Raw genomic sequence first — 17,280 nt, forward strand, 5'->3', positions numbered from 1 at the left:
CCGATTCCGACCTCGCTGGTATGTTCGACTGGGTAACCGGGATCTGTCTGCGTTCGTGGAACGCTGGTACTTTGTCCTGCACGCATGCACTTCCCACCATCTGCAAACCGGAGGAACCACTAGTGGCCGACCGCGTCGTTGTCAAAGGTGCCCGCGAGCACAATCTGAAGGGCGTCGACGTCGACCTGCCCCGTGATCAGCTGGTCGTGTTCACGGGCCTGTCGGGGTCCGGCAAGTCCTCGCTGGCGTTCGACACCATTTTCGCGGAAGGCCAGCGTCGCTACGTCGAGTCGCTGAGCTCCTACGCCCGGATGTTCCTGGGTCAGATGGACAAGCCGGACGTCGACTTCATCGACGGGCTTTCCCCGGCGGTGTCGATCGACCAGAAATCGACTAACCGTAACCCGCGCTCGACCGTCGGCACGATCACCGAGATCTACGACTACCTGCGCCTGCTCTTCGCCCGCGCGGGCACGCCCCACTGCCCGGTGTGCGACGCCCGGATCGACCGCCAGACGCCGCAGAAGATCGTGGACAACGTTCTGGCGGGGGAGGAGCGCACGAAGTTCCAGGTCCTCGCGCCGGTCGTGCGGACCCGCAAGGGGGAGTTCGTCGACCTCTTCCAGGACCTGGCCCAGCAGGGCTACTCCCGTGTCAAGGTCGACGGTGAGGTCTACCAACTTGGCGAGGTCCCGCCGCTGAAGAAGCAGGTCAAGCATGACATTGACGTCATCATCGACCGACTTCAGATCAAGGAGTCGCAGAAGCAGCGACTCACCGACTCCGTTGAGACCGCGCTTCGGCTGGCCGACGGACTGGTGGCCATCGAATACGTCGACGTGGAGGACGAGCAGGACCGGTACCAGATCTACTCGGAGAAGATGGCGTGCCCCAACGGCCACACGCTCAACATCGACGAGTATGAGCCCCGCGCTTTTTCCTTCAACTCCCCGTACGGAGCCTGCCCCGCCTGCGACGGCCTGGGCACCCGCAACGAGGTCGACATCGACCTGCTGATCCCGGATCCGGACGCCCCGGCCAGCCGCTCGGTGCAGCCGTGGACCTCCTCACCCAATCGCAACTACTTCGAGAAGCTCATCGAAGGCTTGGCCAAGGAAATGGACTTCGATCCGGAGACCCCGTTCAGTGAGCTGACCAAGAAGCAACGTGAGGCGCTGATCAACGGAACCGACATCAAGGTCGCCGTACGCTACAAGAACAGGTTCGGACGTGTGCGCAACTGGGAGGCGCCTTTCGAGGGCGTCCGCGGCTGGATGCAGCGCAAGCTGGAACAGACGGACTCCGACAGTCAGAAGGAGCGCTTCCTCGCCTACACCCGGGAGGTCGCCTGCCCGACCTGCCAGGGCGCCCGCCTGAAGCCGGAGATCCTGGCGGTCCGCGTCAGCTCCGCAGCTGGAGGGGAGAAGTCCATCGCCGGGGTTTCCGCGCTCTCTATCGGGGACGCCTCCGAGTACCTTGAGCATCTGGAGATGGGCCAGCGCGAGAAGATGATTGCCGAGGCCGTCCTCCGGGAGATTCAGGCGCGCCTGCGTTTCCTCGTCGACGTCGGGCTCAACTACCTGACCCTCGACCGGGCCGCCGGCACGCTCTCGGGTGGCGAAGCGCAGCGTATCCGGCTGGCCACGCAGATCGGGTCCGGCCTGGCGGGCGTCCTCTACGTGCTCGACGAACCTTCCATCGGCCTGCACCAGCGCGACAACCAGCGCCTTATCGCGACGCTCAAGCGTCTACGCGACCTGGGCAACACCCTCATCGTGGTCGAGCACGATGAGGACACCATCCGGGAGGCGGACTGGCTCATCGACATCGGCCCTCGGGCCGGCGAGTACGGTGGCGAAGTCGTCTACCAGGGGCCTCCCAAGGGCATCTTGACGGCGAAGGACTCGCTGACCGGTGATTATCTGGCGGGCCGACGCGTGCTTGGCGTCCCGGACGAGCGCCGTCCGATCGACCGGGAGCGCATGCTCACGGTCGTCGGCGCCCGGGAAAACAACCTGAAGGGAATCGACGTCGATATCCCGCTCGGGGTGCTCGTCTGCGTCACCGGCGTCTCCGGCTCGGGCAAGTCGACCCTGGTCAACCAGATTCTGGCGAAGAACCTCCAGAACACCCTCAACCGGGCCCGCCAGGTGCCCGGCCGGGCCAAGCGCGTCGAGGGCATGGACAACCTGGACAAGCTGATCCAGATCGACCAGTCGCCGATCGGGCGCACGCCGCGCTCCAACCCGGCGACGTACACGGGCGTGTTCGACAAGATTCGTTCCCTTTTCGCGGAGACGCAGGAGTCCAAGGTCCGGGGCTATAAACCGGGACGCTTCTCCTTCAACATGAAGGGCGGCCGGTGTGAGGCGTGCCAGGGCGACGGCACGCTGAAGATCGAGATGAACTTCCTCCCGGACGTTTACGTGCCCTGCGAAGTCTGCGACGGGGCCCGCTACAACCGCGAGACTCTCGAAGTGAAGTACAAGGGCAAGAACATCGCGGAAGTCCTGGACATGTCCATCAGTGAGGCGGCGCAATTCTTCGAGCCGATCACCTCGATTCACCGCTACCTCAACACATTGGCCGAAGTCGGACTTGGATACGTGCGCCTCGGACAGTCCGCGACCACACTGTCCGGCGGCGAGGCCCAGCGCGTCAAGCTCGCCAGCGAACTGCAGAAGCGATCCAATGGCCGGACGATCTACATCCTGGATGAGCCGACGACGGGCCTGCATTTCGAGGACATCCGCAAACTCATGCTCGTCATCCAGGGCCTCGTGGACAAGGGCAACACCGTGCTCATCATCGAGCACAACCTCGACGTGATCAAGGCGGCGGACTGGATCATCGACGTCGGGCCCGAGGGCGGTTCCGGCGGCGGCACAATTGTCGCGCAGGGTACGCCGGAGGACGTCGCCAAGGTTGCGGGCTCCTACACCGGTCAGTTCCTGGCGGAACTGCTCTGACTGGCCTGCCCGGACGGCCGGGACGGTGCGAGTCCTGGTGTTCCCGGCTCCCGAGGTAAACTGACCCGCTGTTCGGCACAGGGCTGAACAGGACAGATCGGGAGCACGCACGACATGGATTGGGCTGGGGGCCGACGTGCGTTCGGTGCACTCACCATGACGGCCCTGGCCGCCGTCACCGTCGCGGGCTGCAGCCCGAGCCAGCGCCCCGCCGACTCGGTGGCCATCGGGGCAACCGTCACCATGGCGCCGACGGGGGAGCGGGAGGTGCGGGAGGCGGCCGAGGTTCTGGAGGATGTGCTTGACGCCGTCGAAGCCGAACACGGCGGCGTGGCGGGGATTTCCGTGGCCACCGAGCACGGCATCATCAATGTCGGCAGTGACGGGCGTTCCCGGGCCTGGTCGACGATCAAGGTGCCCATCGCCATTGCCGCCATGCAGCAGAAGGTGGGCACGGAGTCGATGGTCCGGGCGGCGATCTCCGAATCCAGCAACGAGGACGCCGCGGCCCTGTGGGCGGCCCTGGGGGGAGGCGCGGAAGCCGCGGCGAGCGTCGACTCGCTTCTCTGGCGCTACAACGGAGTGGCCCACACCCGGCCCACCGTTGACGAGTATCCCGATGAGCCCACCCCCATCGGCTGGATCCCCTGGACCCTCAACGGTCAGGCCGGCTTCGCCTCGCGGCTCGCGTGCATCCCGGCGGTTGACGTGGTCTGGGACGCCATGGGCGAGATCGTCCCCTGGCAACAGAGCGGGCTGGGGCGGATTTCGGGAATGCATTTCAAGGGCGGATGGAGCCAGGAGGAGGACGGGCTCTACAGCTACACCTACCGCCAGTTCGGCGCCCTGCCGACGGACGACGGGGTGCTGGGCGTGGCGATCATCGCCCACCCCGAGGACGGGAGACGTGGCACGGCGGAGCGCATGCTCGACGACCTCGCCGACGGGATAAGCAGGAGCGTCGAGGACGGATCGCTCGTCGCGTCCGACCACTGCGTGCTGCCGGACTCGCTCAAAACGACGGAGACGGAAGGTGGCGAACCCGTCGATTTGCCCTGATCCCCCGGGGGTGCTAGTGTTGCCAGCACTACCACCCGAGCCTGCATTTTGACAGGGTCCGGGTCGCAAGTGGAGATACTCCCACCCTTAGCCGCCGTCACGGTTGGTCTCGGGTCAAGTGTGATGATCTCCCGTGTGCCTATGGTTCACGGGATTTTGTGATGCTCGGGGGAGCCTCCTTACTTACGATTCGGTAGCGAATAACATACTGTCTACTTGAGGAGAATCACATCAGCGCTGAAGCTCGCATTAATGAGCGAATTCGTGTTCCGGAGGTCCGCCTGGTCGGTCCTTCGGGCGAACAGGTCGGTATCGTCCGCACGGACGATGCGCGCAAGCTTGCCTACGACGCCGACCTTGACCTGGTGGAGGTGGCCCCCAACGCCAAGCCACCGGTCGCCAAGATCATGGACTACGGCAAGTACAAGTACGAGCTGGCCCAGAAGGCCCGCGAGTCGCGCAAGAACCAGCAGCAGACTGTGGTCAAGGAGCAGAAGTTCCGTCCCAAGATCGACGATCACGATTACGAGACGAAGAAGAACAATGTTATCCGCTTCCTGGAAAAGGGTAACAAGGTCAAGGTGACCATCATGTTCCGTGGCCGTGAGCAGTCGCGTCCGGAGCTGGGCTACCGCCTGCTGGAGCGACTGGCCGATGAGATCGCCGAATACGGCACCGTCGAGGCCAGGCCGAAGCAGGACGGCCGCAACATGACCATGGTCATCGGTCCGACCCGCGGCAAGGGCAAAAAGTAGACACCAGTCAACCGCACATACGGAAGTCAAAGGACTAAAGCCATGAAGGTCAAGACCCACAAGGGCACCGCCAAGCGAATCAAGAAGACCGGCGCCGGCAAGCTGCGTCGCGAGCAGGCCGGCCGTCGCCACCTCCTCGAGGGTAAGGCGTCCACCCGTACCCGCCGTCTGAAGGGCACCGTCGACGTGGCCAAGGCTGACACCAAGCGCATGCGTCGACTGCTCAACGAAGCCTAAGCACCGCTTCGACAATCAAATACCCTCGATAATTTAGAAAAGGAAGTAAGACTGTGGCACGTGTCAAGCGTTCAGTCAACGCCAAGAAGAAGCGCCGCGCGATCCTGAAGTCCGCCAAGGGCTATCGCGGCCAGCGCTCCCGCCTGTACCGCAAGGCCAAGGAGCAGTGGCTGCACTCGATGACGTACGCGTACCGCGACCGTCGTCAGAAGAAGCGTGAGTTCCGCAAGCTCTGGATCCAGCGCATCAACGCCGCTGCCCGCATGAACGACATCACCTACAACCGTCTCATCCACGGCCTGAAGCTGGCCGAGATCGATGTCGACCGCAAGATCCTGGCCGAGCTCGCCGTCAGCGATTTCGCCGCTTTCTCCGCTCTGTGCGAGGCCGCCAAGGCCGCCCTGCCGGAGGACGTCAACGCACCGAAGGTCGCCGCCTAGCGTCGGACCCGAAGCGCTTGCGCACCCGAACTCCCGCCACTGCCACAGTGGCGGGAGTTCTCCTTATGCGCGGCCATTCGACCGGGCGGGGTGGCGTCCACTCCTGTTGTCCGGCGGACGGGATAGGCTGAAGCCTGACTTCAACGCCATCGACCACCAGGAGAATCACCGTGTCCACCCCCTTCGGCAACGACAACCAGGTCTTCTACGACAAGGACGGGCTTCCCATCCCGCCCCCATTCCATCCCGCCGACCGGACGTACCCGGCGCCCGGCCCGCATTACGCACCGATGCCCGGCCGGCCGACGGTGACGTCCCCGCAGTTCGTCTCCGAGAAGTCTCAGGTGGTGGCGGCGCTGCTCGCCTTCTTCCTTGGCACTCTGGGAGTGCACAACTTCTACCTGGGCTACACCCGCAAGGGCGTCACCCAGCTGCTGCTGACCGTCGTCGGCTGGCTGACCTCCCTCCTCCTGATCGGCTTCGTCTTCCTTGCCGTGGTCGGTGTCTGGGCCCTCATCGAGTTCATCCTGATTCTCCTGCGCTCGGGTGCCATGGGCCGCGATGCCCGCGGCCTGCCGCTGAATTAATCACGCTTCCACCCGCCTGAGTCGGGAGACAGGCGGACCCCGCTGCTAGCGTGTTCACCATGGCACTCGATTTCCTGGACCCTTTCACCGAGCGGACCCCGCGCATCGTCAACGCGGCCAAGCTGCACCGCGCGAAGGAGCGTCGGAAAGCGGAACGCTTCCTGGTCGAGGGGGAGAACGCCGTCGACGCCGCCGTCGCCACCGGTGCGGCCACCGACATCTTCGTCACCGAGCAGGCGGCGCAGCGCTTCCGGCACATCGTCCAGGCCGCCGGCCACATGGGCGTTTACACGCACGCCATCGATGAGCGCGCGGCGAAGTCGCTGTCCGACACGGTGACCTCGACGGGCCTGTACGCGATCTGCACGCCCGTGCTGTGGACCACCGGCAAGGCCCTGGGCCGCGCACCCAAGCTGGTCACCGTCCCGGTCGAGACCTCGGAGCCGGGCAATGCCGGCACCCTGATGCGGGTCTCCGACGCGATGGGCGCCGACGCCGTGCTCTTCGCCGGCGAAACCGTCGATCCACAGTCCGGGAAGGCCGCCCGCGCCTCCGCAGGCTCACTTTTCCATGTTCCGGTGGCCCGCAACACCGACGTCAAGGACGTCCTCGGCCAGGTCCGCGCCAAGGGGTTGACCATCCTGGCGACCGCGGCCGACGGGGAAGTGGATCTCGACGACGCCGAGGATCTGCTGGCGCAGCCGACCGCGTGGCTCTTCGGCAACGAGGCCCACGGTCTCGGCGAGGAGCTGCTGGCGCAGGCCGACCACCGCGTGCGCATCCCCATTCGCGGCCGCGCCGAGTCCCTCAACCTTGCGACGGCGGCGGCGATCTGCCTCTACGAGTCCGCCCGCGTGCAGGCCCGTACGTCGGACTGACGCGCCGCGCCCGCTATGCTGGTTCGAGTCCGAAATGTGAACGCCGGGTACTCCACCCAGCAGTGCGATAAGAAGGGTCGGGAAGAGACAAGTCGTGTCTGATCAGCCTGATATTGAATTGACCGAGGCCGCCCTGCAGGCGGCGGCTGACAAGGCGATCGCCGCCTTTGACGCGGCCGCCACCTCCGAAGAGCTCGCCGACGCCCGCCGTGAACACCTCGGTGAGGCCTCCTTCATCGCGAAGGCCCGCCAGGCCATCGGCACCCTGCCGAAGAATGAGCGCAAGGACGCGGGCCGCTTCGTCAACATGGCCCGCGGCCGTGCGGAGAAGCACCAGGCCCAGGTCGCCGATCGTCTCGCGGCCGCCGAAAAGGAGGCGCAGCTCGCGGCCGAAACCGTCGACGTCACGGTCCCGACGACCCGCTCCCAGACCGGCGCGATGCACCCGATCACCACGCTCAAGGAGAACATCGCCGACATCTTCCTCGGCATGGGCTGGGAAATCGCCGAAGGCCCGGAGGTCGAGGCCGAGTACTTCAACTTCGACGCCCTCAACTTCCTGCCCGACCACCCGGCCCGCACCCTGCAGGACACCTTCCACGTCAACGCGGAGGACTCCCAGCAGGTCATGCGCACCCACACTTCCCCGGTGCAGGTGCGCTCCATGCTCGAGCGCGGCGTGCCCATCTACATCGCGTGCCCGGGCCGCGTCTTCCGCACCGATGAACTTGACGCCACCCACACCCCGGTCTTCCACCAGGTGGAGGGGCTGGCCGTCGACAAGGGCCTGACCATGGCACACCTGCGCGGCACCCTCGACCACCTGGCCAAGGTCCTCTTCGGCCCGGAGACCAGGACCCGCATGCGCACCAACTACTTCCCGTTCACCGAGCCCTCCGCCGAGGTCGACGTGTGGTTCCCCAACAAGAAGGGCGGCGCCGGCTGGATCGAGTGGGGCGGCTGCGGAATGGTCAACCCGAACGTCCTGCGCGCCGTCGGCGTGGACCCGACCGAGTACACCGGTTTCGCTTTCGGCATGGGCCTGGAGCGCACCCTGCAGTTCCGCAACGGCCTGTCCGACATGCGCGACATGGTCGAGGGCGACGTCCGCTTCACCCTGCCGTTCGGCGTTCAGGCATAACCACAGGTCACCAGGAAGGAAAAGAGACACTAGATGTACATCGCACGTAACTGGCTGACCGGCCTGATCCGCTCCATGGACGAGGCGCAGCAGGACTGGACCATCGACGACGCCGAGCTCGACGCGGGCTTCGTCCGGGTCGGCTTCGAGACCGAGGGCTACGCCCCGATCGAGGAGACCGCCGGTGACCTCGTCATCGGTCGGGTGTCCCGGATCGAGGAGCTCACCGAGTTCAAGAAGCCGATCCGCTACTGCCAGGTCGACGTCGGACAGGCCAACGGCACCGGTGAGCCGCAGGGCATCATCTGCGGCGCCCGCAACTTCGCCGAGGGTGACCTCGTCGTCGTCGCGCTGCCGGGCACCGTCCTACCCGGCGGCTTCGAGATCGCCTCCCGCGAGACCTACGGCCACCTTTCCAACGGCATGATCTGCTCGGCCGCGGAGCTGGGATTCACCGACAAACAGAACTCCGGCATCATCGTCCTGTCCGAGGAGTACGGCCAGCCGGGCGACGACGCCAAGCCGCTGGTCCAGCTCGACGACACCGTCTTCGAGGTCAACGTCACCCCGGACCGCGGCTACGCCCTCTCCGCCCGCGGCCTGGCCCGCGAGATCACCAGCGCCTTCGACCTGGCCTACGCCGACCCCGCGGAGAACCCGTCCGTCGCCGGCCTCGACCTGGCCGCGGTGCCGGCGGCCGAGGGCACGCTCATCGACATCGACGTCCGTCCCGAGACCAGCACGCTGCGCTTCGGCCTGCGCAAGGTCTCCGGCATCGACCCGGCCGCCGAGTCCCCGTTCTGGCTCCAGCGCGAACTCATGCTGCTCGGCGCCCGCCCGGTCAACGCCGCCACCGACGTGACCAACTACGTCATGTTCCTGCTCGGCCAGCCGATGCACGCCTTCGACGCCGACAAGGTCGCAGGCGCCCTGACCATCCGCAACGCGGTGGCGGGGGAGAAGTTCGAGACCCTCGACCATGTGGTGCGCGAACTCTCCGACGAGGACGTCGTCATCTGCGACGCCGAGGGCATCCAGTCCCTGGCCGGTGTCATGGGCGGCACCACCTCGGAGATCTCCGGGACCACCACCGACGTCTACTTCGAGGCCGCCACCTGGGATCCGCGCACCGTCGCGCGCACCTCGCGTCGCCACAAGCTGACCTCTGAGGCGTCCCGGCGCTTCGAGCGCGGCGTCGACCCGGCCATCGTCGAGGCGGCCCTCGACTACGCCTGCGCCCTGCTCGTGCAGATCGCCGGCGGCACCGTCGAGACCGGTCGCACCCTCGTCGGGGGCGTCGCCACCGCCGAGCCGATCGAGCTGCGCGTGAGCCACCCCTCCGAGCTCATCGGCGTCGACTACTCCCGCGAGACCGTGGTCAAGCGTCTCGGCGAGGTTGGCTGCGCGGTCGTTGATGAGGGTGAGACCCTCTCGGTCACCGCCCCGACCTGGCGCACCGACATCTCCATGGCCGAGGACCTCATCGAGGAGATCGTCCGTCTCGAGGGCCTCGACGACATCCCGCTGATCCTGCCGACCCCCGTCGGCGGCCGCGGCCTGTCACCGGCGCAGAGGCGGGAGCGCGCCATCACCCACGCGCTGGCGCACCACGGCTACGCGGAGATCCTGCCGACGCCCTTCGTCGCCAACGACGTCTTCGACGTCTGGGGCCTGGCCGCCGACGACGAACGCCGCCGGACCGTCACAGTCCAGAACCCGCTGGACTCCGACTACGCCGTGCTGGGCACGACGCTGCTGCCTAGCATGCTCGAGGCCGTCACCCGCAACGTCGCCCGCGGTCGCACGGATCTGAGCCTCTACGGCGTCCAGCAGGTCGCCTTCCACCGGGCGGACAGGACCCCGATGCCGGACGTGACCGTCCACCCGGACGAGGAGACCGTCCGCGAGGTCATCGATTCCCTGCCGTACCAGCCGCTGCACGTGGCCACCGTCGGTGTCGGTGAGATCGTCCGCACCGGCCCGTGGGGCGAGGGTCGGGCCTACGGCTGGGCCGACGCCGTCGAGTCCGCGCGTGTCGTGGCGCGTTCCGCCGGCGTTGAGCTTCAGGTGCGAAACGGTGCCACCCTGCCGTGGCACCCGGGCCGCTGCGCGGAGCTGCTTGTCGACGGCGCCGTCGTCGGCCACGCCGGTGAACTCCACCCGCAGATTCTCAAGGACCTGGGCCTGCCGGAGCGCACCTGCGCCATGGAGCTCGACGTTGACGCCCTGCCGCTGCGGGAGGTGCTGCCGGCGCCGGTCCTGTCCTCCTACCCGGCGCTGCACCAGGACATCGCCCTGGTCGTCGACGAGGGCGTCCCGGCGGAAGAGGTGCGCGCGGTCGTCGAGGAAGGCGCCGGCGAGCTGCTCGAATCCGTCGAGCTCTTCGACGTCTTCCGCGGTGAGCAGCTGGGTGAGGGGAAGAAGTCCCTGGCCCTGAAGCTGCTCTTCCGCGCCCCGGATCGCACCCTCACGGACGAGGAGGCCAACGTCCACCGGCTCGCCGCCGCCGACCTGGCCCAGGAGCGACTGGGCGCCACGCTGCGTGCGTAATGCCCCAGGCCGCTGATACGGGCACCCGCCGGAGCATCATCCGATTCTCCGGCGGATGCATTTTCCGGGGAATGGGGCACATCCTCTTCAGAAGCGCTCTGCCGGGCCATAGGCTGGGCGACAGGCGCCCCGGCAGGTACGCCGGGGCACCAACCCCGCTCCCAGGAGGTACCCGTCATGTCCCGCACCAGAACCCGATTGATTAGGGCAGCGTCGGCAAGCATGGTCGTGCTCGCGGGCACGGCGGCCGTCGGCTCCGAACCCGCCGCCATGGCCCGTCCCGCCGCCGGCGACACCCTCAACTTCAGGAGCGCCACCGGCGACTACGCCTGCTCGGTGACGACTTCGCCGGCCGGGACACACATCCAGTGTGCCGATCCGACGCCGGGTTCCGGCGGGTGCCCCGACTTCTTCGGGATGCCGCAGTTCTTCACCGCCGAAGTCTGGTCGGACGGCCGGACCCTGGACATGTGCACCGGGGTCTACGACTTCCCCGGGGCGGTCCATCTGCGGCCCGGGGAGTTCCGGCGAACCGAGACCGCCGTCGTGTTCGCCGACTGGGGCGGGGGACTGACGGTGCTGAACACCGAAAGCCTCGGGATCGTCCACGCCGGACCGGACGGCGTCCGTACCATGGGTCTGCCGGAAGGATTGAGTTCGGTGATCTCCTCAGGTTCCTCGGCCTGGGCCCTGTGATTCAATGATTCCGAATGCATAATTTACAAGTGTCTGCATAAATGTTAGGGTGGTCGGTATGACAATCAAGGTAGCGGTAGCAGGGGCGACCGGATATGCAGGCGGCGAAATCCTCCGCCTCCTGCTCGGCCACCCGAAGTATCTCTCGGGCGAGCTGGAGATCGGCGCCCTGACCGGAAATTCCAACGCGGGCCAGCACGTCGTGACGCTCATGCCGCATCTGCCGCAGCTCGCCGACCGGGTCATCGAGGAGACCACCCCGGAGACCCTCTCCGGCCACGACGTCGTGTTCCTCGGCCTGCCGCACGGTCACTCAGCGGAGATCGGCAGCCAGCTGCCGGAGGATACGCTGGTCATCGACTGTGCCGCGGACTTCCGCCTCAAGGACAAGCAGGAATGGGACCGCTTCTACGGCGGCACCTGGGCCGGATCCTGGCCCTACGGCATCCCGGAGATGCCGGGCCACCGGGAGGAGCTCCAGAACGCCGCGCGCATCGCGGTTCCGGGCTGCTTCCCGACGGGCGCGACGCTGGCGGTCCTGCCGGCCGTCTCCGCCGGGCTCATCGTCCCGGACATCGCCGTCACCTCCATCACCGGCGTCTCCGGTGCGGGCAAGAAGGCGGCCGTTCCGCTGCTCGGCTCCGAGACCATGGGCAGCCTCAAGGCCTACAACACCGCCGGCAAGCACCGTCACACCCCGGAGATGGAGCAGAACCTTTCGGAGTACACCGATCAGGACGTCACCGTCTCCTTCACCCCGGTGCTGGCCCCGCTGCCGCGCGGCATCCTCACCACGGCGATTGCGCCGCTGGTCGACGGCGTCACCCAGGACGTCGTCACGAAGACCTACCAGGGCTTCTATGAGGGGGAGCCTTTCATCCAGATCCTGCCGGAGGGGCAGCAGCCGCAAACCCAGCACGTCGTCGGCTCGAACCTCTGCCAGATCCAGGTCGAGGTCGACGAGCGGGCCGGCAAACTGCTGATGACCTCCGCCCTCGACAACCTCACCAAGGGCACCGGCGGCGCCGCCGTCCAGTGCATGAACATCGCCCTGGGCTACGAGGAGACCGCAGGCCTCCCCCAGGCCGGCGTCGCCCCCTAACCCCCGCACCCTGAAGGACACCCCAATCATGAGCACCACTGGCGTCACCGCCCCCGCCGGCTTCACCGCCGCCGCCACCGCCGCCGGCATCAAGCCCTCCGGCAACCCCGACATGGCACTCGTCGTCAACGAGGGGCCGGATTTCGGCGCCGCCGCCGTCTACACCCGCAACAAGGTGCAGGCGTCACCGGTGAAGTACTCCCGCCGGGTGCTCGCCGACGGCCAGATCAGGGCCGTCCTGTTCAACGCCGGCAACGCCAACGCGTGCAACGGGGTCCAGGGGGACCGCGACACCGAGGCCTCCGCCGAGGAAGCCGGCCGGGCACTGGGCCTGGGCGCCGCCGACGTCGCGGTGTGCTCCACCGGGCTCATCGGCGAGCCGCTGCCGATGACCAAGCTGCTCGCGGGCGTCGGCCCGCTCGCCCGGAATCTGGGTGATGGCGGCCAGGCCGCCGCCGAGGCGATCATGACCACCGACACCGTCTCCAAGCAGTCCGTCTTCGGCGGCGAAGGATGGACCCTCGGGGGCATGGGCAAGGGCGTGGGCATGATGGCCCCCTCCCTGGCCACCATGCTCGTGCTGCTGACGACCGACGCCGTCGCCTCCCCGGAGGCGCTCGACGAGGCGCTGCGCAAGGCCATGGGCACCACCTTCAATACCCTCGACATCGACGGCGCGACCTCCACCAACGACACCGTCATCATCATGTCCTCCGGCGCCTCGGGGGTGACCCCGGCGCAGGCGGAGCTCGACGAGGCCGTCCTCGCGGTCTGCTCGGATCTCGCCGATCAGATGCAGGCCGACGCCGAGGGCGTGACCAAGCGCGTCGGCATCACCGTCACCGGCGCCCGGGACGAGGAACAGGCCCTCAACGCCGCCCGCACCATCGGGCGCGACAGCCTGGTCAAGACGGCGATGTTCGGCTCCGACCCGAACTGGGGTCGCGTGCTCGCCGCCGTCGGCATGGCCGAGGCCGACATGAACGCCGACAACATCTCCGTCAGTTTCAACGGGCACATGGTCTGCGAGCGGTCCACCGGCACCCCGAACGCCCGCGAGGTGGACCTGTCCGGCCCCGACGTCACCGTCGTCGTCGACCTGGGCACCGGGGGAGCCGGGACCGCCACCGTGCGCACCACCGACCTGTCCCACGCCTACGTCGAGATCAACTCGGCGTACACGACCTAGAGACCCAGGAGTTACCCATGACCACGAACCCCTCCAAGGTGACGGCCGGCCTCACCAGTGAGGTCCGCGCCACCGTGCTCGCCGAGGCCCTGCCGTGGCTGCAGCACTTCCGGGACAAGATCATCGTCGTGAAATACGGCGGCAACGCCATGGTCGACGATGAGCTCAAGGCCGCCTTCGCCGCCGACATGGTGCTGCTGCGCTCCATCGGAGCCAAGCCGGTCGTCGTCCACGGCGGCGGCCCGCAGATCACCGACATGCTCGGCAGACTGGGCCTCGACGGCGAGTTCAAGGGCGGTTTCCGGGTGACGACGCCGGAGGTCATGGAGGTCGTGCGCATGGTGCTCTTCGGGCAGGTCGGGCGCGACCTGGTCGGCCTGATCAACTCCCACGGCCCCTACGCCGTAGGCACCACGGGAGAAGATGCCAGTCTCTTCACCGCCGAGAAGCGCCTCGTCGACGTCGCCGGGGAGATGACCGACATCGGTCTGGTCGGCGACATCGTCGACGTGGACCCGGCGGCCATCATGGGGCTTGTCGACGCCGGTCGCATCCCCGTGGTCTCCGGCATCGCCCCGGGCAGGGACGGCAACGTCTACAACATCAACGCCGACTCCGCGGCCGGGGCCCTGGCGGAGGCCATCGGCGCGGATCGGCTGGTCATCCTCACCAACGTCGAGGGCCTCTACACCGACTGGCCCAACCGCGACTCGCTCGTCTCCAAGATCGAGACCGGCAAGCTGCGCCAGCTCCTGCCTGATCTCGACGCCGGCATGATCCCGAAGATGGAGGCGTGCCTGCGCGCCGTCGAGGGCGGCGTCCACGGCGCCCACGTCATCGACGGCCGCATCGCGCACTCGGTCATCCTCGAGCTGCTGACCATGGGCGGCATCGGCACCATGGTCCTCCCGGACAACTACGACCGGGTCAACTACCCCGACGGCACCGTCTTGAGAAAGGACGACACCCAGTGAGCCACGCACACGACACCTGGCCCGAGGTGTTGATGAACACCTACGGCACCCCGCCCATCGAACTGTCCTCGGGTGAGGGCGCCATCGTCACCGACGCCGACGGCCGGGACTACATCGATCTGCTCGCCGGCATCGCGGTCAACGCCCTCGGCCATGGCCACCCGGCGATCGTCGAGGCCGTCAGCCAGCAGGTCGCCACCCTCGGCCACACCTCCAACCTCTTCGTCACCGCCCCGGCCGTGCACGTGGCGGCGGAGCTCAAGAAGCGCCTGGGCGCCGGGGACTCCACCCGCGTCTTCTTCTGCAACTCCGGCGGCGAGGCCAATGAAGCGGCCTTCAAGCTGGCCCGCTCCACCGGCCGAGCCCGGGTCCTGGCCGCCGTCAACGGCTTCCACGGCCGCACCATGGGTTCGCTCGCGCTGACCGGCCAGCCGGACAAGCGCAAGGCCTTCGAGCCGATGCCCGCCGGTGTCGAGTTCTACCCCTACGGCGACATCGACTACCTGACCAAGCTGGTCGAGGTGAACCCGGGCGACACCGCCGCCATCTTCCTGGAGCCGATTCAGGGCGAGACCGGCGTCATCCCCGCGCCGGAGGGCTTCCTCAGCGCGGTGCGTGAACTCTGCGACGACCACGGCATTCTCATGGTCGTCGACGAGGTCCAGACCGGCGTCGGCCGGAGCGGGCAGTTCTTCGCCCACCAGATCGAGGACGTCATTCCGGACGTCGTCACCATGGCCAAGGGCCTCGGCGGCGGCCTGCCCATCGGCGCCTGCCTGGCAACCGGCGACGCCGCCGAACTTTTCGGCCCGGGCGCCCACGGCACCACCTTCGGGGGAAACCCGGTCTCCTGCGCCGCGGCCGCCGCCGTGCTCGACGTCGTCGACGAGGACTTCTGCGAGGAGGTCGCCGCCAAGGGTGAGCGCTTCATCGACGCGCTCACCCAGCTCGACCACGTCGTCGAGGTCCGCGGTCGGGGACTCATGCTGGGCGTGGTGCTGGACAGCCCCGTCGCCAAGCAGGCGGTCACCGCCGGCTACGAGCACGGCCTCATCCTCAACGCGCCCGCCGACAACATCGTCCGGCTGACCCCGCCGCTGATCATCACGGATGAACAGATCGACGAGGCCGTCACCCGTATCGACGCGACGCTCAACTCTCTCGATTAACGGAAAGAAGCACATGACAATCATCAATGGCGTCCGCCACTTCCTCGCCGACGACGACCTGACCCCGTCCGAGCAGGCCGAGGTGCTTCAGCTGGCCGCGGACCTGAAGAAGGCCCCGCTGTCCAGGCGGCCACTCGAGGGGCCGCTCTCGGTGGCGGTGCTCTTCGACAAGACCTCCACCCGTACCCGCTTCTCCTTCGACGCCGGCATCGCCCACCTCGGCGGCCACGCCATCGTCGTGGATTCCGGCAGCAGCCAGCTGGGCAAGGGCGAGAGCCTGCAGGACACCGGCGCGGTGCTCTCCCGCTTCGTCGAGGCGATCGTCTGGCGCACCTACGCCCAGCAGAACCTCGTCGACATGGCCGAGAACGCCACCGTACCCATCGTCAACGCACTGACCGACGACCTGCACCCGTGCCAGATCCTGGCTGACCTGCAGACCTGCGTCGAGAACATCTCCCCGGAGCAGGGGCCGGCCGGCCTGAAGGGGAAGAAGGCTGTCTACCTCGGCGACGGCGACAACAACATGGCTAACTCCTACATGATCGGCTTCGCCACCGCGGGCATGGACATCTCGATCATCGCGCCGGAGAACTTCCAGCCCAAGGCCGAGTTCGTCGAACGCGCCCGGGCCCGCGGCGCCGAGACCGGCGCCACCGTCACGGTCACCTCCGACACCGCCGAGGTGGCCGGCGCCGACGTCGTCATCACCGACACCTGGGTGTCCATGGGGCAGGAGTCCGACGGCAAGGACCGCCGCACCCCCTTCCTGCCTTACCAGGTGACCGAGGAGATCATGGCGGCCGCCGGCGAGGAGGCGATCTTCCTGCACTGCCTGCCGGCCTACCGCGGCAACGAAGTCACCGGGGAGGTCATCGACGGACCGCGCTCGCGCGTGTTCGACGAGGCCGAGAATCGCCTGCACGCCCAGAAGGCGCTGCTGGTCTGGCTGCTCGCGAACCAGCCGGCGGGGAAGTAGCGGGGGCGAACGTGACCGCACCGACCTCCCGCACGGCCCGGCAGGGCCGGATCACCGAGATCCTGGCGCGCACCCGGGTGAGCTCCCAGGTACAGCTGGCGGAACTGCTCAAGGCCGAGGGCATCGAGATCACCCAGGCGACGCTGTCACGTGATCTGGACGAGCTCGGCGCACGTAAGGTCCGACCGCCCGAGGGGCCGGCCTACTACGTGCTGGCCGGCGCCGCCCAGAGCACGGCGGGGGAGCAGGTGATGGGCGCGGGGACCACCGGCACCCTCGACAAGCTCCACCGCATGCTCGATGAACTGGTGGTCAACGTCGACCACTCCGGCCAGATCGCCGTGCTGCGCACCCCGCCAGGGGCCGCCCAGTACCTCGCCAGCTTCATCGACAGGGTGGGCCTGGACGACGTCGTCGGCTGCATCGCGGGCGACGACACCGTCTTCGTCCTGGCCCGGGAACCCCTCACCGGGGTGCAGCTCGCCCAACGACTGACCCGGCGCTGATGGCGCCACCCCCGCCCCAGTACCCTGGGGCGGGGGAAGAACTGAAAAA

General features: G+C 67.6%; 16 protein-coding genes. All 16 read left to right on the forward strand.

The features are described 5' to 3' along the window. Nucleotides 1–122 precede the first annotated feature (122 nt). The 16 genes from uvrA to CGUA_RS06300 all read left to right on the forward strand — a co-directional run bounded on the left by uvrA (nucleotide 123) and on the right by CGUA_RS06300 (nucleotide 17,231). Nucleotides 123–2,969 carry an excinuclease ABC subunit UvrA gene (gene uvrA / locus CGUA_RS06225; protein ID WP_290198209.1) on the forward strand — a complete coding sequence of 949 codons (2,847 nt, stop codon included), beginning with the start codon at nucleotides 123–125 and terminating at the stop codon, nucleotides 2,967–2,969. 114 nt (nucleotides 2,970–3,083) lie between these two features. Next, nucleotides 3,084–4,028 carry a serine hydrolase gene (locus tag CGUA_RS06230; RefSeq protein ID WP_290198210.1) on the forward strand — a complete coding sequence of 315 codons (945 nt, stop codon included), beginning with the start codon at nucleotides 3,084–3,086 and terminating at the stop codon, nucleotides 4,026–4,028. A gap of 200 nt (nucleotides 4,029–4,228) precedes the next feature. Continuing rightward, on the forward strand, nucleotides 4,229–4,783 hold the full coding sequence (gene infC, locus CGUA_RS06235; RefSeq protein WP_290198329.1) for a translation initiation factor IF-3: 555 nt from the start codon (nucleotides 4,229–4,231) through the stop codon (nucleotides 4,781–4,783). Between the two features lie 42 nt (nucleotides 4,784–4,825). After that, on the forward strand, nucleotides 4,826–5,020 hold the full coding sequence (gene rpmI / locus CGUA_RS06240) for a 50S ribosomal protein L35 (RefSeq protein WP_290198211.1): 195 nt from the start codon (nucleotides 4,826–4,828) through the stop codon (nucleotides 5,018–5,020). A gap of 53 nt (nucleotides 5,021–5,073) precedes the next feature. Further along, on the forward strand, nucleotides 5,074–5,460 hold the full coding sequence (gene rplT / locus CGUA_RS06245; protein WP_290198212.1) for a 50S ribosomal protein L20: 387 nt from the start codon (nucleotides 5,074–5,076) through the stop codon (nucleotides 5,458–5,460). Nucleotides 5,461–5,630: 170 nt separating this feature from the next. Continuing rightward, a complete protein-coding gene (locus CGUA_RS06250; protein WP_290198213.1) occupies nucleotides 5,631–6,047 on the forward strand; it encodes a TM2 domain-containing protein in 417 nt (138 codons plus the stop codon). Between the two features lie 59 nt (nucleotides 6,048–6,106). Continuing rightward, nucleotides 6,107–6,925 carry a TrmH family RNA methyltransferase gene (locus CGUA_RS06255; protein ID WP_290198214.1) on the forward strand — a complete coding sequence of 273 codons (819 nt, stop codon included), beginning with the start codon at nucleotides 6,107–6,109 and terminating at the stop codon, nucleotides 6,923–6,925. A gap of 94 nt (nucleotides 6,926–7,019) precedes the next feature. Continuing rightward, nucleotides 7,020–8,066 carry a phenylalanine--tRNA ligase subunit alpha gene (pheS, locus tag CGUA_RS06260; RefSeq protein ID WP_290198215.1) on the forward strand — a complete coding sequence of 349 codons (1,047 nt, stop codon included), beginning with the start codon at nucleotides 7,020–7,022 and terminating at the stop codon, nucleotides 8,064–8,066. A gap of 33 nt (nucleotides 8,067–8,099) precedes the next feature. Further along, complete coding sequence (gene pheT, locus CGUA_RS06265; protein WP_290198216.1) at nucleotides 8,100–10,616, forward strand: phenylalanine--tRNA ligase subunit beta; 2,517 nt, start codon at nucleotides 8,100–8,102, stop codon at nucleotides 10,614–10,616. Nucleotides 10,617–10,838: 222 nt separating this feature from the next. Continuing rightward, the gene (locus CGUA_RS06270) at nucleotides 10,839–11,312 is read left to right on the forward strand and encodes a hypothetical protein (protein WP_290198217.1); all 474 of its coding nucleotides are present in this window, start codon (nucleotides 10,839–10,841) and stop codon (nucleotides 11,310–11,312) included. A gap of 58 nt (nucleotides 11,313–11,370) precedes the next feature. After that, complete coding sequence (argC, locus tag CGUA_RS06275) at nucleotides 11,371–12,414, forward strand: N-acetyl-gamma-glutamyl-phosphate reductase (RefSeq protein WP_290198218.1); 1,044 nt, start codon at nucleotides 11,371–11,373, stop codon at nucleotides 12,412–12,414. A 28-nt stretch (nucleotides 12,415–12,442) separates the two neighbouring features. Then, nucleotides 12,443–13,603: a bifunctional glutamate N-acetyltransferase/amino-acid acetyltransferase ArgJ gene (gene argJ, locus CGUA_RS06280; RefSeq protein ID WP_290198219.1), complete on the forward strand. Its 1,161-nt coding sequence runs from the start codon at nucleotides 12,443–12,445 to the stop codon at nucleotides 13,601–13,603. A gap of 17 nt (nucleotides 13,604–13,620) precedes the next feature. After that, nucleotides 13,621–14,577 (forward strand): acetylglutamate kinase, encoded by a 957-nt coding sequence (gene argB / locus CGUA_RS06285; protein ID WP_290198220.1) that lies wholly within the window; start codon nucleotides 13,621–13,623, stop codon nucleotides 14,575–14,577. Between the two features lie 32 nt (nucleotides 14,578–14,609). Further along, nucleotides 14,610–15,746 carry an acetylornithine transaminase gene (locus tag CGUA_RS06290; RefSeq protein ID WP_374725068.1) on the forward strand — a complete coding sequence of 379 codons (1,137 nt, stop codon included), beginning with the start codon at nucleotides 14,610–14,612 and terminating at the stop codon, nucleotides 15,744–15,746. Between the two features lie 13 nt (nucleotides 15,747–15,759). Further along, nucleotides 15,760–16,725: an ornithine carbamoyltransferase gene (gene argF, locus CGUA_RS06295; protein ID WP_290198222.1), complete on the forward strand. Its 966-nt coding sequence runs from the start codon at nucleotides 15,760–15,762 to the stop codon at nucleotides 16,723–16,725. Between the two features lie 11 nt (nucleotides 16,726–16,736). Then, nucleotides 16,737–17,231: an arginine repressor gene (locus tag CGUA_RS06300; RefSeq protein WP_290198223.1), complete on the forward strand. Its 495-nt coding sequence runs from the start codon at nucleotides 16,737–16,739 to the stop codon at nucleotides 17,229–17,231. Nucleotides 17,232–17,280 lie beyond the last annotated feature (49 nt).

Source organism: Corynebacterium guangdongense (assembly GCF_030408915.1).
GTDB lineage: Bacteria > Actinomycetota > Actinomycetes > Mycobacteriales > Mycobacteriaceae > Corynebacterium > Corynebacterium guangdongense.